Genomic DNA, 16,576 nt, shown 5'->3' with positions numbered 1-16,576 from the left:
ATTTTTTCCTTACGTAAAACTGGTTAACCGGGTACATCACCCATACGAAACCAACGATAGCCGTAGCCGCCTAGCTCCAGTTTATGCTCTGCCCCCGCGATCGTCTGATCAGGTTGATCTGCAAACAAATCTATCAAACATTTGCCAACATCATCTGGCAATGCCAACGTTACCCTACAGGCTGTCTTAGCCAGGTTATGGACTGCCATGACTACTTCACCTTGCCACTCACAGCGATGGGCAATCACACTGGGATGATTTAGTTCTAGAATCTGCCAATTGCCCCAACCAAATTCTGGACATTCTTTTCGTAACCGAATGGCTTGCTTCATCCAATTCAATAGTGATTCTGGGTTGCGGCGTTGAATATTTACATTTAGATGATGATAACCATATTCACCGTCTGAGATCACAGGTAAGATCACGCGATCGGGATCTGCTGAAGAAAACCCGCCATTCACGGCATTTGACCATTGCATTGGGGTACGGGCAGGGCTGCGCTCTTCCAGCGATAAATCATCGCCCATCCCCAACTCCTCCCCATAGTTAATCACGGGGGTACCGGGTAGGGTCAGCAGCAAGCTATAGACCAGTCGCAGGCGTTCAGCTTCCCCATTCACCATCGGAGCAAAGCGGCGGCGAATCCCCCGATCGAAAATCCACATCTGTTCTTGATCGGGGGCAAAGGCAGTGGCAATTTCGTCTCGCTGCGTGGCAGAAAGGCGATCTAAGGTAAGTTCGTCATGGTTCCGAATAAAATTCGCCCATTGTCCGGTTATGGATACAGGTGGTAATTGGTGGAATGCCTGGATCAATGGCATGGCTTGCTCCTGAGCGAGTGCCAGAAACAGATGTTGATTGCCCCAGAAGTTAAACAACATTTGCATACGATCGCCCCCACCAAAGTATTTGGATAACTCCGCCGGAGCTTCATTGGCTTCTGCTAGCAAGATGGCATCACCCCGCCGCCAGGAGAGGAAATTTCGTAGTTCATCGATGTAGATGTAAGGATCCTCTACAGTTTCTAAGAGATTGTCTGCTTGCCGCAATTCAATCAAATAAGGGGCGGCATCAATCCGGAAGCCAGATACACCTAATGCCAACCAGAAGCCCATAATCTTCTGAATTTCGGCTCTCACCTCAGGATTGGTAATATTTAAATCTGCCTGATGGTCATAGAAGCGATGGGCATAATAGGCTTCTGCCTCTGGATGATAGGTCCAGGTTGTTTCCTGAATTCCGGGAAACATCATCCCTTCGGTCAAATCTGGTGGTTGTTCCTTTGACCAGAGATAATAGTTCCAGTATTTAGAGTGCTGATCCTGGCAAGCCGCTTGAAACCAGGGATGTTGATCTGACGTATGGTTTACGACTAGATCAATAATGATGCGAATTCCGCGTTCCTCGGCTCGACGGGTAAATTCAACAAAATCGCCCAGTGTGCCTAACGGGGGATGGATGTTGTAGTAGTCCATCACATCATAGCCGTTGTCTTTGTGAGGAGATGGATAAAACGGCATCAGCCAGATACAGGTGATGCCTAAACTCGCCAGATAATCAATGCGCTGCGCTAGCCCAACAAAATCACCAATTCCATCTCTATCTCCATCCATGAAGGTTTTGACATCAATGCAGTAAATAATGGCGTTTTTGTACCAGAGATCTAACATTAGGATTAAAGTTTAGAGGTTTCCAGGGATGCGTTTCTGACCTGTTTTTAGTTTGCGAATGAAATGTGACTGGAAAGTGACAGATTTATCCCTGAAAATGACTCATAAATCGTTAAGTTCTCTATCGCAACCTAATAAGAATCCCAAAATCCATTTTGGCATCTGTCTAAAGTCGTAATTTTGTCAATAGTGCTTTCAGATGGAGGATTTAAACAGATTGCCTGCTAAATTTTCTCAATCCCACCCGATCGCGAACAGGATTGACACTAAATTTCATGCCTTTACGGCAACGGCAAGCAACTGGACGATCGCAAATTTTGACGCAGTTACCAAGTGACTATCTGCGATCGCCAGCTATTGATGCCGACTCTTTATAATCTATTGGGAGTCGCGATCGTAAATGCAGCTTCAACAAGCTGGAATTAACCTGATGGAGCCGTTTTCAATCTTTAACTGCTCCGCTCTGATGCCAACAAAAGTTAAGGTATCACCTCCACCGAAATCTAATTTTGCACCTGACTGCTGATTCGATAATTCCACATCTACAGGGGTAATGCTGTAGCCTCTTCGCATATCCAGTTGAACGTTGTCCCCCACTTCAAAGTCATAAATCATATCCTGCCCATACCCTTGCTTAAACACAAAGGTATCTGCTCCCTGATCGCCCCACAGTTCATCATTTCCAATTCCACCATCCAAATAGTCTGCACCGTTTCCGCCAACCACTAGATCATCTCCTGCCATACCAAATAAGCGATCGTGACCACCCTTGCCATTCAGGTAGTCATTTTGAGTTGTCCCGTACAGGTTGTTATCACACCGATTTCCCTCAATAGGATTGAGAATGTTATAGGTAATATTCAGGTCAAAGGCAGGGGTCAGTGCTCCTTCTGCATCTTTCAGGCTAAAAGTTCCACCAAAGTTGAGCGTGTGTTCCCCTGGACGCAACTCGACCCCTAACCAGTAGCCATCAGCAAACAAGGGCCCGAATTCAAACTGCCCATATCCACCAAGTTCGGTCACTGACTTATAGCGATGGGAATTCTGTGTAGCCACTTTTCCCTGACCCTGGGGATTTGCCAGGTAACTGGTATCAGGTGGATAGAGGAGAATCATTTCAGTGATGCCACCGGCAACTGGATAAGAAATATATCCATTCGGATTCTGGGTGCGTTGCCGATAGTTGTAAGGATCTTGAACGGTTTTGCCGTCAATGCTGGCAAATAGAGCAGAGGTTCCAGTCCCCCGATATGGCTCATAGGGCTGATTCATATTTTCGGAGGGTCGGTTGCTCCAGTAGGCGGCGGCGGCTCGCAATTGGGCATAATTCCGACCGCCATTGACAAACGGATCGTTGACATCAATATCATCAGGCGTTGTCGTCAGATTGCTAGCATTGGCATTCAAAATTGGGAAGAAAAGGGTGGTTGTGCCTGGAGGCAGTACGATCGTGCGATGGATGGTATAGGTTCCGTCAACGCCTTGAGGCAAATCTCCAAATGCTCCACCAATTAACAGCACAGAATCGAGGGGTTGATTGATCAACGCTTTCTCAATGGAGCCACGCCGACCCCGGAGATCAGTGGTATCGTCAAAGGCAGCAAAATGTTGATTAACAGGAATTGTCTCAATATACTGCCACCATAAATCACCTAAATCGGCTTGGGAGTACCCTGCGATCGGGCGGTTATTTGGAATGACTCTATGCGAACTCGATCGCCCCAGGTTATGGCAATGATCATCAAACAAATTAGCATGTCGAAAATGGTTAGTTTCAGTGGTTAGTTCAGGAGCAAAACCATACGGATGGATTGATACTTGGGATTTAAAGTACATAAACTTTCTCCTGCTTAAATACACACAATTTCGCTCATCTAAAACTCATGACAGATGAGTATCGACACTGGTGATTACTTGCTGTTCAAGGGAGCAAAACAGAAATTTAATGTAGTAGGATGACATTAAATTGCCTTGCACATCTCATGATGGGTAAAAGATATGCAGGGAGAACCCAGGTGGAAAGGATATAGGAAATCCCCAGGCAAGGAAGCCCCCTAATTTTTCAGCATGAATCGGGCAAGTAGCGTCACCCACAGCCAATTAGAGACATTTCCTTCAGAGGACGTTTTAAAAGTATCAAAGTGATTACACCAGCCCCTTTTCTGGTATGCCCGTAGGGCTTTAAGCCCCCTTTCTACGATGCCGCAGGCTATATTCTGGGGGACTTTGAATCCGGTTCCCTCCCAGAATTGGGAGGCTAGGGGGGCAGTTCACGTAACAATTTTGACTTTTAAAATACCCTCTCAGTAGAAAGTGCCTAATGTCAAAACAAAGCTTCTTTTAATGTTGCGACGATCGGACTCAATCTAGGATCTTAAAAAGAAACCATACTAGTATTCTTGCTTATTTTATTTGAAGAGCGAATAAAATTTTGTAAACACTGGAGTTGCTTATCGCGCCACATCCGACGCTAACACTTTATTCGCAGATTGGTGAATGGGAATCCGAATGATGAATTCTGTGCCACTGCCGGGGGTGGATTCACAGTGTAATTGTCCCCCATGCTTTTCCACCACAATCTGATAGCTGATCGACATGCCTAAGCCTGTCCCCTGTCCCACGGGTTTCGTCGTGAAGAAGGGATCAAAGACCTTCTGCCGAACGGCTTCGGGCATCCCAGAACCATTATCGGCAATCCGGATTTCCACCCAACCATCCTCCTGAGTCATGGTTTTAATCCAAATGGTGGGTGAGAGTTGAGTGGTCAGTAAACGAGACCGTTGCCAAAGGTCTGTTGCCTCAGTCGGCAGATGAACAGCAGAATGGAGTGGTTCAGCTTGTTGGGAATCTGCATTACCGACAACCGCTGCGATCGCAGGTTGTAACGCTCGTTCTGTTGAGGCTGAATCTGCGATCTCATCATGAGAGGATTCGAGCGCATCGATCGCATTCGCCAGAATATTCATGAATACTTGATTCAGTTGTCCGGCGTAACAATTGACCAGATGGGGATTGTGGTATTCCTTGACAATTTGAATACCGCCAGACCCAGATTTAGGTTTTAAGCGATTCTGCAAAATCATTAAGGTGTTATCCAGCCCGTCATGAATATCCACCTGTTTCATGTCGGCTTCATCCAGTCGCGAGAAGTTGCGTAGGGATAGCACCAACTGACGAATGCGCTCGGTGCCAATTTGCATCGAATTAATTAATTTAGCTAAGTCTTCAATCAGGAATTCCACCTCAATTTCTTCAGCCTTTTCCTGTACCACTGCCACCGGATGGGGATAGGCAGCTTGATACACCCGTACCAATTGAATCAGGTCTTGCATGTACTGTTCGGCGTAGGGCAGATTGGCATGAATAAAGTTAACCGGATTGTTAATTTCGTGAGCAATTCCGGCAACTAATTGCCCTAAACTGGACATCTTTTCCGTTTGCACTAATTGGGCTTGGGTCTGCTGCAATTCCTGTAGTGCTTGGGCTAATTGATGCGCCTGATGCTTCAGTTGAGTTTCTGAGGCTTGTAAAACTTGGTTAGCGGTCGCTAATTCGGCGGTGCGTGCTACCACGCGATTCTCCAGGTCTGCCTGCGATTCCCGTAAGGCGGCTTCTGCCCGTTCGCGCTCTGTCACTTCTTGTTGTAATCTGGCATTGGTTGCTGCCAGTTCCGTCGATCGCTCTTCCGACTCTTCCAGCAAGCGGATTTGTTGCAAGCCAATCACTCCGGCAATCACTAATACCCCAGCTACTACGATCGCCAACGTATTCAAGGCATCTAATTGGTTTTCTACCTGATCCTTGGGAATCACCAATGCCAGTGACCAATCGGCTCGTTGTAATGGTACATAGGCAACATACATCCAGTTTTCCCCGACCTTGACCCGTTGTACTCCGCGCTGGGAATGCAGCATGGTTTGGTAGATGTTTTGCCAGATTGGATCGTCTGTGTTCAGCAGGCTGCCCGTTGGCGGTGAGTGATCGGTGTCGGGATGGGCGATCGGCATTCCCTGATTATCCAGAACAAAGGCATAGCTTCCCGGTACTCTTGGGACATTAGCAACCACATCAGCGATATGTTTGATTGGAATTACCCCCACCAGTGCCCCGATCGGTTTCGGCGGCTGATAGGGATCATCGGGTAAGCCAAAGGCATAAAGGTTTTCTGCCCGGATCTCTGCTCGCTGGGGAGAGATGCGACGGCGGAGTGGTGGGGCTGACCAGACGGGGGCGGCGATACTGATCTGTTGCAGTTCATTTTCGGGTGAACGGACTAGCCCCGAAATACTGATGCCTCCAGCGATCGCAGTTTTAAAGTAGGGACTATCGAGAATTTTTTGATCCCGGACGAACCCCCGATCGGTGCGGTAATGGGAGCCATCGGGATAGGCATACATTAAAAAGTGATAGTCCGGTAAGCGATCGGCTTCCAGGGACAAAAACGGAATCACCGCTTCCAGATGCATCGACCGGATCGCGACCTGATTCGCCAGGGTTTCTACCTCTGCCACCCGCGTCGCTAACCATTGATCAATGTCGTCTCCCGCCTTTTCGACCGTGAGTAACGCATTTGCCTTGACACTATCCAGAATGATTTGCCGAACTAACCAATAACTGGTGACGGCGGTTGCCCCCACGATCATCAGACTACTGGCTAACAATGCTACGGATGCCCATCGACGAGAGCGACGCTGAAGCAACGGCTTCCCCCGTAATACGCGGAGCAAGGTTTGGACAGGAGAGACAGAGAACATAATCTTTTTTTAATAACCTGGATCTAGGTAAGTGAAAGCGCAAACACTGACCGTACAACGCTCTGATTAGATAGGCACCCTGGCTATCGGTTCGCCAACACTCCTTCTGTATTCACACCGTAAATTGAAGATTCCGTAAGGTGATGAATCGCCAAATGGTGGTTGTCTACAAATGAATCTGAATTTTCCAACAATAGGGGTTTCACCAGTTTAAAACCTGCTAGCCCGAATGATCTCAGTCTTGCGAATTACAAATTGCGAATTACGAATTATAAAATTTTTCCTCCGGAGGGAGGGTGGCAAACCAACCCCCGATCGTGTGCCTTATGCAACTACTGAATTACCCTGATGCTGAGGGTAAATACCCGTAACGTAAGTTACTGAGGGCTTTCTCAAACTCATACCGAGTTTTTACAGTAGTCTTTCTCTGTTGGGAAGATATACCTTAGATCTAGCGATGCTATTGAGCGATAAATGTCTCGCCTGCTAGAAAGTTATTTCCTCAAAGGTGCTTAAATCCACAACAGGCTACTGTTCCAACTATCTCTTAAACAAGTGGCACTGAGGTACTAACCGGTCTAAAGGTAGCCGCGCATCCGTCTTAAGTCGTTATTTTGATCGAGTTGAGTAGGAAGCTACATGCTATCCCAGTTAGATATGTTTACGATTTTAGTGATTGATCGTCAGCCTCAGCATCGGCAATCACTACAGGACAGTTTAAGTCGAGCCGGTTACACCGTGTTAGCCGCCTCTGACTTGGATGGTGCGATCGCGCTAATTCACCCATCACTGCCTGATTTAATTCTCCTAGATGAGCGAACAATCCCGCAGAACAGGGATTTATCTCCATTCCTTCAGGACTGCCAAACCCCAGCAATCCCTATCCTCTTAATGGTGGAATCTGAGGCTGGGCAACCCCAATCCGATGTTGACTATGCCATTGCTGACTGGATTACCAAACCCTGCTGCCAGACTAAGGTGCTGCATCGAGTTCACCTCCAGCTTCAGTTGCGTCAACTTCAGGCAACTAACCTGAGGTTAACAAACCAGATTAGCCAGTTAGAGCAGGAGGTCAAACAGCAAACTCAAGCGTTGCAGCAGGCGCAATATGCTCACCAACGAACCACATCGGCATGGCAAAACTGTCGAGCCAACCTGATCGACCTCTGCCAGCATCAGGAATACTTTCAGCAACTGACCGAAAACATCGAAAGTGTGTTTTGGATGACGGATCCGGAAAAACAGCAGATGCTGTATGTCTCTCCAGCCTATGAGCGGATCTGGGGCTTGTCCTTAGCCGAGGTCTATCGTTCCCCCCGCAGTTGGTTAAATGCCATCTATCCGGAGGATCGCGATCGCATCTTGCAAGCGTTTCCTAAACAGAGTTGTGGTGAGTATGACGAGGAATATCGGATCATGCATCCGGATGGCTCGATTCGCTGGATTCACGATCGTGCCTTTCCCATTCGTGACTCTGCCGGGAAGATTTACCGCATTGCGGGGATTGCTGAAGATATTACTGACTATAAGCAAATTCAGGAAAAATTAGGATTACAGGAACGGGCGATCGCAGGCAGTCGTAATGGCATTGTGATTGTGGATGCCCGTTTACCCGATAGCCCGACCATTTATGTTAATCCCGCCTTTGAACAGATCACAGGCTATACTGCCACCGAAGTGATTGGGCATAACTGTCGATTTTTACAAGGCCCGGAGACGGAACAGCCAGAACTGCATAAACTCCGGACTGCGTTAAAACACGGATCTGCCGATACGGTGGTTCTACGCAACTACCGAAAAGACGGAACGTTATTCTGGAATGAACTGAGTATCTCTCCGATCTATGACCTGCAAGGAAACCTGACCCATTTTGTCGGAATTCAAAACGATATTACGGAGCGACAGCAGGTAGAACAGTTCCTCAAACAACAATTAGCGGCGATCGAAGCGGCGATCGATGGCATTGCGATTCTCGATGCAGCAGGTCGTTATGTTTACCTGAACTCAGCGCATGTGCAGTTATTTGGCTACGAGCAACCGACTGAGTTGTTAGGTAAAACCTGGCAGCAATTGTACTACCCGGAGGAGATTGTTTACTTTCAACAGAAGGTGTTTCCATCTTTGGGACAGAATAGCCACTGGCAGGGAGAAGCAACCGCCAAACGACAGGATGGCTCAACCTTTGCAGAAGAGGTGTCCCTTACCCTGATTGAAGGAGGAAGAATGGTTTGTGTCTGCCGCGATATCAGCGATCGCAAGCGATCAGAGGCGCAATTGAAAGCCTCATTACAGGAGAAAGAGATTTTACTGAAAGAAATCCACCATCGCGTTAAGAATAATTTGTTAGTTGTCTCCAGCCTACTAGAGTGGCAAACGGATTACGTGGATGATCCAGCCATCTTAAAAATGCTGGGAGAAAGCCAAACTCGGATTCAATCGATGGCACTGATTCATGAAAAACTTTATCGTTCTGAGAATCTTGCCAAAATTGACTTTAGTGAGTATTTGGAAACTCTAGCCAGACAGTTATTCTTTACGTTTGATTTAGATGATGACCAGGTACATCTGCAATTTGAACTGGAACCAATCTTTCTAAATATCGAGACGGCTACCCCCTGTGGGCTAATTGTGAGTGAGTTGATCTCTAATGTATTTGAACATGCTTTTCCCTTAGACAAAACTGGAACGGTTTGCTTAAAAGTTACCCAAAATCAACAGCGCCAGATCACCATCACCATTCAAGATAATGGGGTCGGATTTCCTGCGGAGCTTGATTTCCGTCATACGGAATCGTTAGGGCTACAGTTAGTTTGTTTATTAACTCAGCAGTTAGAAGGCTCAATTCAAATCGATCGCGCTCATGGTACAGCCTTCTGCCTGACATTTACAGAACTGCACTATTGCAATCGAATTTAACGTTTTTGTTGCTAAATTAGCCAACTCTGGTTTGGCGGTAATCTACCTGGAAGAACTTTTTATGTATCCCAACAACCTTTCTCTGCTCTTAATTGGCTATCAAAATGACTATTTTGCTCCAGATGGTATTCTCCATTCGGTAATTGAGGTATCGTCGAAAGTCACGAATATTTTAGCGAATACGATCGCTTTAATCAAACAACTACAATCAACTTCAGTTCCGATCATTTCTATACCTATTTTTTTCACGCCAAGCTATAGTGAATTAATTGAACCGGTGGGCATCTTACAAACGATTAAAGCGGTAGGAGCTTTCCAACGAGGAACCTATGGTTCTGAAACCATTCCAGAGTTGCGGCAATTTGGCGATCGGATTGTGGAAGTTCCAGGCAAACGTGGGTTGAATGCCTTTTCTAATACCGATTTAGATACTATCCTGCGGCAACAAGGGATTACAGAGATAGTGCTGGCAGGAACAGTGACTTCGATCTGTATTGATTCCACCGGGCGATCGGCCTATGAATTGGGCTACAAAGTCACGATACTTTCTGATTGCACTTCAGCTCGCACCGTATTTGAACAGGATTTTTACTGTAATAACATCTTCCCGCTCTATGCTAATGTCATCACTTCTAACCAGCTACTCACATCATTACAGGTAGTAGTATGAGTTTAGACTCAGACCATGAATTGCACACTCAAATTCAATATCGCTTGATTGAACAGCTTTCTGCATCAGAACAACGCTACCGAGAGCTAGTCGAAAATTTATATGAAATTGTGTTTGAAACTAATGCTGCTGGATATTTAACCTTTGTCAACCATGCTTGGGTAGAGCATCTAGGCTATGAAATCACGGAATCTTTAGGTTTAACGATCGACCACTTTTTATATCCTGACGATCGTGCCTTATCGGGTCTAGTTCCACCCTTTGAGCAGTCCCAGCCCATTAAAGGTCAGGAGCTACGGTTCTGTTCTAAAGCCCAGGAAATCGTGTGGTTAGAACTGTCTGCTCGGGTTAGATCGGAGCAGGGGCTCTTGGGATCGTTAGTCAATATTACTGAGCGTAAGCGAGTGGAAACTGCTCTGCGCCAGAGTGAAGAGCAATACCGTTCAGTCGTTGCTAATCTCAAGGAAGTGATTTTCCAAACGGATGCTGCTGGGATTTGGACATTTCTTAATCCAGCCTGGAGCGAAATTACTGGCTTTAGTCTAGAGGAGAGCTTAGGCAGAAGTTTCTTAGACTTTGTGCATCCTGACGATCGTCAACTTAATTTAGACCGATTCCAACCGTTGATTGCCCGACGGAAGGAGTATTGCCGCCACGAAATTCGTTACCTCAAAAAGAGGGGAGGCTTTTGCTGGATTGAGGTGTTTGCCCGTCTACTATTAGATGTGGATGGTAACGTAATTGGCACTTCCGGCACACTGAATGATGTAACTGAACGGCAGCAAGCCCAGGAGGCGGTACAACTACAATTTCAGCAGGCTCAGTTGTTAAGTGCGATCGCCCAACGAATTCGCCAATCGCTGAATCTAAATGAAATTTTGAATACCACCGTAACTGAAATCCGCCAGCTATTCCATACCGATCGAGTATTACTGTATCGATTGGAACCTGATTTGAGTGGTACGGTCATTGTTGAGTCGATCGATAGCCCCTGGACTTCCCTACTAGGTCGCCGCATTATTGATACTTGCTTTATGCAAGAGCGTTGCCTTAATCCCTATCAGCAAGGACGGATTCAAGCCGTTAGTGATATTCATCGGGCTGATTTACCCGAATGTTATATGCGAATGCTGGCACAATTTCAAGTGCGAGCAAATCTGGTTGTCCCGATTCTGCAAGCTCAATACCTCTGGGGGTTGCTAATTGTTCAGCACTGTTCAGCCCCACGAACATGGCAACCCTGGGAAATAGAGCTACTTCAGCAATTAGTTATTCAAGTTGGTTTTGCGATTCAACAATCTCAACTCTATGAACAACTTCAGATTGAACTGAGTCAACGTGAGTTTGCCTTACATGAATTACAACAAGCGCAGGAACAGATTCAGGCTTCATTACATGAAAAAGAAGTGTTATTAAAAGAGATTCATCACAGGGTTAAAAATAATTTGTTAGTTGTGTCTAGTTTGCTGGAATGGCAGACAGACTATATGGACGATCCAGCCCTAATCAGGATGGTTGGAGAAAGCCAGAGTCGGATTCAATCGATGGCACTGATCCATGAAAAGTTGTATCAGTCTCAAAGCTTAGCTCAAATTAATTTAGGTGAATATGTTGAAACGTTAGTCAACCAGTTACAAGCATCATTTAACTTGATCACTGGAACGGTTAATTTACACTTTGATCTAGACTCCATTCTACTAAATATTGAAACTATTACTCCCTGTGGATTAATCATTAGTGAGTTAGTTTCTAATGTGTTTGAACATGCCTTTCCAGACGATCGAGATAAACATCTCTGGCTAAGCGCAAAAAAACTGGATCACTGTTTAAGCATTACTGTTAAAGATAATGGCATTGGATTACCGCAAGACTTCAATATTTGCAATACAGAATCAATGGGATTCCAATTAATTTGTCTGTTAACCCAACAATTAGAAGGAGAGATTCGCGTTACTCAGGATCATGGTGCTGTATTTACTTTAATTTTTTCGGAATTAAATTATTGCAAGAGACTCTAACTATGCCTACCATCAATATTTTGATTGTGGAAGATGAATTGCTGATTGCTAATAACTTATCTAGAGCATTGAAGCGGTTGGGATATAGCGTTATTGACATTGTTTCTTCAGGCGAGGCAGCAATTCAAGTTGCCGCCAAACAACGACCTGATCTAATCCTAATGGACATTGTGATTAAAGGCGAAATCAATGGCATAGAAGCAGCTAAACAGATTCAAAATAACTATCACATTCCCATTGTGTTCTTAACTGCCTATGCTGATCACAATACCGTCAGTCAGGCTAAAGAACATGGTGGCTATGGGTTTATTGTGAAGCCCTATCAAGCAGAACAGTTGAATGCCACGATTCAGATGGCGATCGGTCAGCATCAAACGGCTACAGCAGCCTGGAAACAAGCGACCACAGATGCTTTAACGGGGGTGGGCAATCGTCGATATTTTATGGATCTAGCGACTCAGGAATTCGATCGCGCCCTCCGATACCAAGATAGTTTCTCAGTCCTGATGATTGATATTGACCACTTTAAGCAAATTAATGATCACTATGGGCACGCTTTTGGTGATGAAGTGATTAAAGTGGTGGCTCAAGCAGTGCTGCATGTTCTCAGGAGAACTGATAATTTGGGACGAATTGGCGGGGAGGAATTTGCAGCTTTACTACCTCAAACGAATACTGAAACAGCGTTAATCATTGCTCAGCGCATTATCCATGCAGTTTCCTCAACTCCTGTTCAGATTCGAGCCCAGAATCTCTTGATCAGTGTCAGTATCGGAGTCACCATGCATCAACTCAATGATGATAACTTTGATGCGATTTTAGAGCGGGCAGATCAAGCTCTCTACCAAGCTAAGCATGAAGGGCGGAATCGGGCGATCGCCCATTAACTGATTAAAATGATAGAACCAGTACAGATTTTGATTGTCGAAGATGAACTATTAATCGCACATAACTTAGCTAGAATGCTCAAAAAGCTTGGCTATGTCGTGGTTGATATTGTGTCTTCTGGTGAAAAGGCAATTCAAGTAGCGGCTGAGAAACAGCCTGATTTAATCCTGATGGATATTGTGATTAAAGGTCAGATCAATGGGGTTGAAGCGGCTCAAATCATTCGCAGCCAGTATCAAATTCCGATCGTTTATGTTACGGCTTATACGGATGAGAGGACAGTGCAACGGGCTAAAGAAACAGGAGCCTACGGATTTGTGGTTAAGCCTTTTAAAAAAGAACAGCTACACGGAACCATTCAGGTAGCGATCGGGCATTACCAATGCATCGCTGAACAAGATGGGATAGATTGCCCCATCAATCTGGAATTAGATCACGATTACCAATAAACTTTAGAGCCTTGACGGGCAGGAGTGAGTTATGAGTCCATCACAGGTTTTGATTGTTGAAGATGAACTATTGATTGCCCAGAGCCTAGCGCGTAAGCTGACCAAATTAGGTCATACCGTAGTTGATATTGTTTCTTCGGGGGAAGCGGCTATCCTGGCGGCAATAGAAAAAGTTCCTGATCTAGTGTTAATGGATATTGTCATCAAAGGAGAGATGGATGGCATTGATGCAGCGAATCGAATTTATCAAGATTATGGCATTCCAGTCATTTACTTAACTGCCTATGCCGACGATGAAACCTTACAACGAGCAGAAAAAACGGGCTGCTACGGCTATATCCTCAAACCGTTTAAAGAAAAAGAGTTAAATGCCACAATTCGTATGGCAATCAATAAACATCAGCAAGAAACTCAAGTAATCAAGTCCTTAGAAATTGCCGATAACCTCAGTAAAAAGTTGCAAGCTACGCTGAGACAAACGGTTCAGCGACTCACTTCCCCCGATCAAACTGCCCTACAAACTGATATTTACTTTGCATTAGATAATCGAGAGTTACAAGTTTATTATCAGCCTTTTGTTAATCTAACAACTGGACAAATTGTTGGGGCAGAGGCACTTTTGCGCTGGCATCACCCCCACCAGGGCATGATTTTACCCGCCAACTTTATTCCCTTAGCGGAAGAGACTGGCGTAATTGAATTGATTGGGGAATGGGTGTTACACGTTGCCTGTTCTCAAATTCAAGTTTGGCAACGTCGGTTTTCACTGCCACTCAGTGTTTCAGTGAATTTGTCCACCCGACACTTCAAGCAAAATACAGCCTATAGACAGGTTGCCCAAGCGATCGCGGCGACTCATTTAGATGCCACAAGCTTAAGTTTGGAATTGCCCGAAAGTATGTTTATGCATGATACCGATGGGACGATTCGGATGGCGCATGAACTGAAGGAAATGGGTGTACAGCTTGCGATCGATGACTTTGGTACAGGCTATGCCTCGTTAAGCTATCTCCAGCGCTTTCCGTTTGATACGCTCAAAATCGATCGCTGTTTCATCGGAAATGTCAACCAAAATGCGGATAAAGTAGCAATTACTCAGGCAATTATTCAAATGGCCCATAGTCTTAGTTTAAACATTGTCGCGGAGGGCGTTGAAACAGAAGCAGAGAAGCAGTTTCTTCAGCAGCATCATTGCAACATTGCCCAGGGATACTTTTTCAGTCCTCCTGTACCTTCTACAACGTTTGAGCAATTATTGTTAGCCCAGCATCTGCCTATTAGCTAACGGGTCAATTAGCTTTTGCCAGCCGATGTAACCAAATAAAATTTTCTCCCTCTGGAGAGCATTTTCGTTGAATCAGGGCATTAGAGTAATGTAAATTCTCTCCGGTTAAATCATTGCGATAGCCGGATGAAGTCCATTCACCATAGGGGTCATTTACAAAGAAGCCAAATTGGTCATATCCCCGCACGACTATAATATGTCCGAAGCTAGTGAAGTAGCCATGAATGATACAGGGGCGACCTTCCGCGATCGCCTTACGAATATCTGCCAGGTTAGCTGACATAGTAAAATCATTGACTAATCCGTAGGCTCTAGACATTTTCGCTAAATCCAATGGATCCCAACGGCTTAACCCATTGTTTTCCATATAGACATACAGTTCATCCTCTAATTGCCGAATACTGGTGTTGCCCCGAATTTGGAAATATGCCATAACCATTGCAAATGAAGTGACGTTACACGCTCCCGTTGGGTTGTAAACATTATCCAGTTGGCTCTTGTAGGGGACGTTGAGCCGTTTGGTGCTGGGTAAGCCACCCGGATTCGGTGGGGTATAGGAGATATTAACGACCTGGGCTTGCCGTTGAATAAATTGAATATCTGGTGTGAAGGCATACCAGGTATTCCGGGCGGGATTTCCTAAAGAAGTTAAAGATAGGGCAAGTTTGATATGGTTATTGGCTGCTGTTCCCCAGGAATGGAGATTAAACACTCTGCCTGCTGCCACTGCCACTTTCTCTTCAGCCGATAGTTGAGATGAATCCGCCGTGGACTGCTTGAATACGGTATTGCGAATGGTTCTTAAACTGGCAGGTTCAATCAGTTGGATATGGGGAATATAGGCACACCAGGTATTTCGGGGTGGGTCTCCTAAAAAATCTCCAACTAGAGCCACCCGAATATGAGTTTGATCAACCACTTTCCAAGAGTGAATATTAAACACTCTGCCCGCCGCAACGGAGGCTTTACTATTGGCAGGTAGTTGGGCAGCATTTTCAGTAGTGAGCTTAAACACTGTGTTTTGGACGACTCTGAGTTGAATTGCCATGATCCTCGTATAAGAGATTGACTGGTTCAGTCAGCAAATATGATCCCAGTGGCTAACTTGCAGTTATTTTATGATCATTTCCGATCGAGCGCTAAATTTGATTTTAGGTTGGAAAATAATAGTAGTTCGCCAACTATCCCTTGCCTCTCTATCATAAATTTGCAATGACAAACGATTTCTTTCAACAAAAACAATGGTTATTCGATCGCTGGGCACCAAGCTACGATCGCCTGTTGCCATCGGTGTTTTATCGGGCAATCCACAAGCGCCTTCTGGACTATGTGCAACTACCCGATCGTCCTCAAGTATTGGATTTGGGATGTGGTACAGGTCGCTTGCTCGATCGTCTGGTGGCTCAACTTCCGGATTTATTTGGCATCGGCTGTGATTTATCCAGCGAAATGATTCACCAGGCTCGACTTGCTAAACGTCATCCTCAATTAATCTTTGTCGAGGGAAATGCTGAAGCGCTCCCCTTTGCCAATGAGCAATTTGATGCCGTGTTTAATACCATTAGTTTTTTGCATTATCCCAATCCCACGGCTGTACTCACAGAAGTGCGACGAGTGTTACAACCAAACGGGCGATTTTATCTAGTTGATTTTACACCTGGACAATGGATAAAACCCACTACAGAGATTAAACTGCCTAGTAATATTCGCTTCTATAGTCCATTCGTCCGGGAACATTTCGGTCAGCAATCCGGCTTAAGCTGCTTAGGACATCACTATTTACTCGGCCCTGTATTGCTTACCGAGTTTGGTGTGATGTTGGAGTGATGCTGAATAACTCTGAATACGCAACTATAATCACCGTTAAGAATGTCATTGCATCTTACAGCCGTTGTTGGACGAATAAAGCACAGTAAAGATGGGGAA

The 16,576-nt window shown here is 45.4% G+C and carries 11 protein-coding genes; 7 read left to right on the top strand and 4 right to left on the bottom strand.

Features of this window, described 5'->3' with window-relative positions:
* Window positions 1-23: 23 nt before the first annotated feature.
* The 3 genes from ACN4EK_RS00545 to ACN4EK_RS00535 form a co-directional block, all read right to left on the bottom strand.
* Window positions 24-1,670, bottom strand: coding sequence for an alpha-amylase family protein (locus ACN4EK_RS00545; RefSeq protein WP_431655368.1), 1,647 nt, complete (start codon window positions 1,668-1,670; stop codon window positions 24-26).
* Between the two features lie 408 nt (window positions 1,671-2,078).
* Window positions 2,079-3,506, bottom strand: coding sequence for a calcium-binding protein (locus ACN4EK_RS00540; RefSeq protein ID WP_431655367.1), 1,428 nt, complete (start codon window positions 3,504-3,506; stop codon window positions 2,079-2,081).
* Window positions 3,507-4,120: 614 nt separating this feature from the next.
* Entirely contained in the window at window positions 4,121-6,424 is a 2,304-nt protein-coding gene (locus tag ACN4EK_RS00535; RefSeq protein ID WP_431655366.1) for a sensor histidine kinase, read from the bottom strand.
* Window positions 6,425-7,063: 639 nt separating this feature from the next.
* Here ACN4EK_RS00535 and ACN4EK_RS00530 point away from each other — a divergent pair.
* From ACN4EK_RS00530 to ACN4EK_RS00505, 6 genes are all read left to right on the top strand, one after another.
* Window positions 7,064-9,340 (top strand): PAS domain S-box protein, encoded by a 2,277-nt coding sequence (locus ACN4EK_RS00530; protein WP_431655365.1) that lies wholly within the window; start codon window positions 7,064-7,066, stop codon window positions 9,338-9,340.
* Window positions 9,341-9,401: 61 nt separating this feature from the next.
* A complete protein-coding gene (locus tag ACN4EK_RS00525) occupies window positions 9,402-10,010 on the top strand; it encodes a cysteine hydrolase family protein (RefSeq protein ID WP_431655364.1) in 609 nt (202 codons plus the stop codon).
* Complete coding sequence (locus tag ACN4EK_RS00520) at window positions 10,007-12,028, top strand: PAS domain S-box protein (RefSeq protein ID WP_431655363.1); 2,022 nt, start codon at window positions 10,007-10,009, stop codon at window positions 12,026-12,028. The genes ACN4EK_RS00525 and ACN4EK_RS00520 overlap by 4 nt, the downstream gene beginning before the upstream one ends.
* 2 nt (window positions 12,029-12,030) lie before the next feature.
* Complete coding sequence (locus ACN4EK_RS00515) at window positions 12,031-12,915, top strand: diguanylate cyclase (protein WP_431655362.1); 885 nt, start codon at window positions 12,031-12,033, stop codon at window positions 12,913-12,915.
* 9 nt (window positions 12,916-12,924) lie between these two features.
* Window positions 12,925-13,365: a response regulator gene (locus ACN4EK_RS00510; RefSeq protein ID WP_431655361.1), complete on the top strand. Its 441-nt coding sequence runs from the start codon at window positions 12,925-12,927 to the stop codon at window positions 13,363-13,365.
* A 31-nt stretch (window positions 13,366-13,396) separates the two neighbouring features.
* On the top strand, window positions 13,397-14,650 hold the full coding sequence (locus ACN4EK_RS00505; RefSeq protein ID WP_431655360.1) for a two-component system response regulator: 1,254 nt from the start codon (window positions 13,397-13,399) through the stop codon (window positions 14,648-14,650).
* Between the two features lie 4 nt (window positions 14,651-14,654).
* Here the strand turns inward: ACN4EK_RS00505 and ACN4EK_RS00500 are convergent, their stop codons facing one another.
* Window positions 14,655-15,698: a C39 family peptidase gene (locus ACN4EK_RS00500; RefSeq protein ID WP_431655359.1), complete on the bottom strand. Its 1,044-nt coding sequence runs from the start codon at window positions 15,696-15,698 to the stop codon at window positions 14,655-14,657.
* A gap of 164 nt (window positions 15,699-15,862) precedes the next feature.
* Between ACN4EK_RS00500 and ACN4EK_RS00495 the strand changes: the two genes are divergently transcribed.
* Window positions 15,863-16,477: a class I SAM-dependent methyltransferase gene (locus tag ACN4EK_RS00495; RefSeq protein WP_431655358.1), complete on the top strand. Its 615-nt coding sequence runs from the start codon at window positions 15,863-15,865 to the stop codon at window positions 16,475-16,477.
* Window positions 16,478-16,576 lie beyond the last annotated feature (99 nt).

The organism is Pantanalinema rosaneae CENA516 (assembly GCF_050753385.1).
Lineage (GTDB): Bacteria > Cyanobacteriota > Cyanobacteriia > Leptolyngbyales > Leptolyngbyaceae > Pantanalinema > Pantanalinema rosaneae.
Note: the sequence above shows the minus strand (reverse complement) of the source record. Positions and strands in the feature narration are given on the sequence as shown.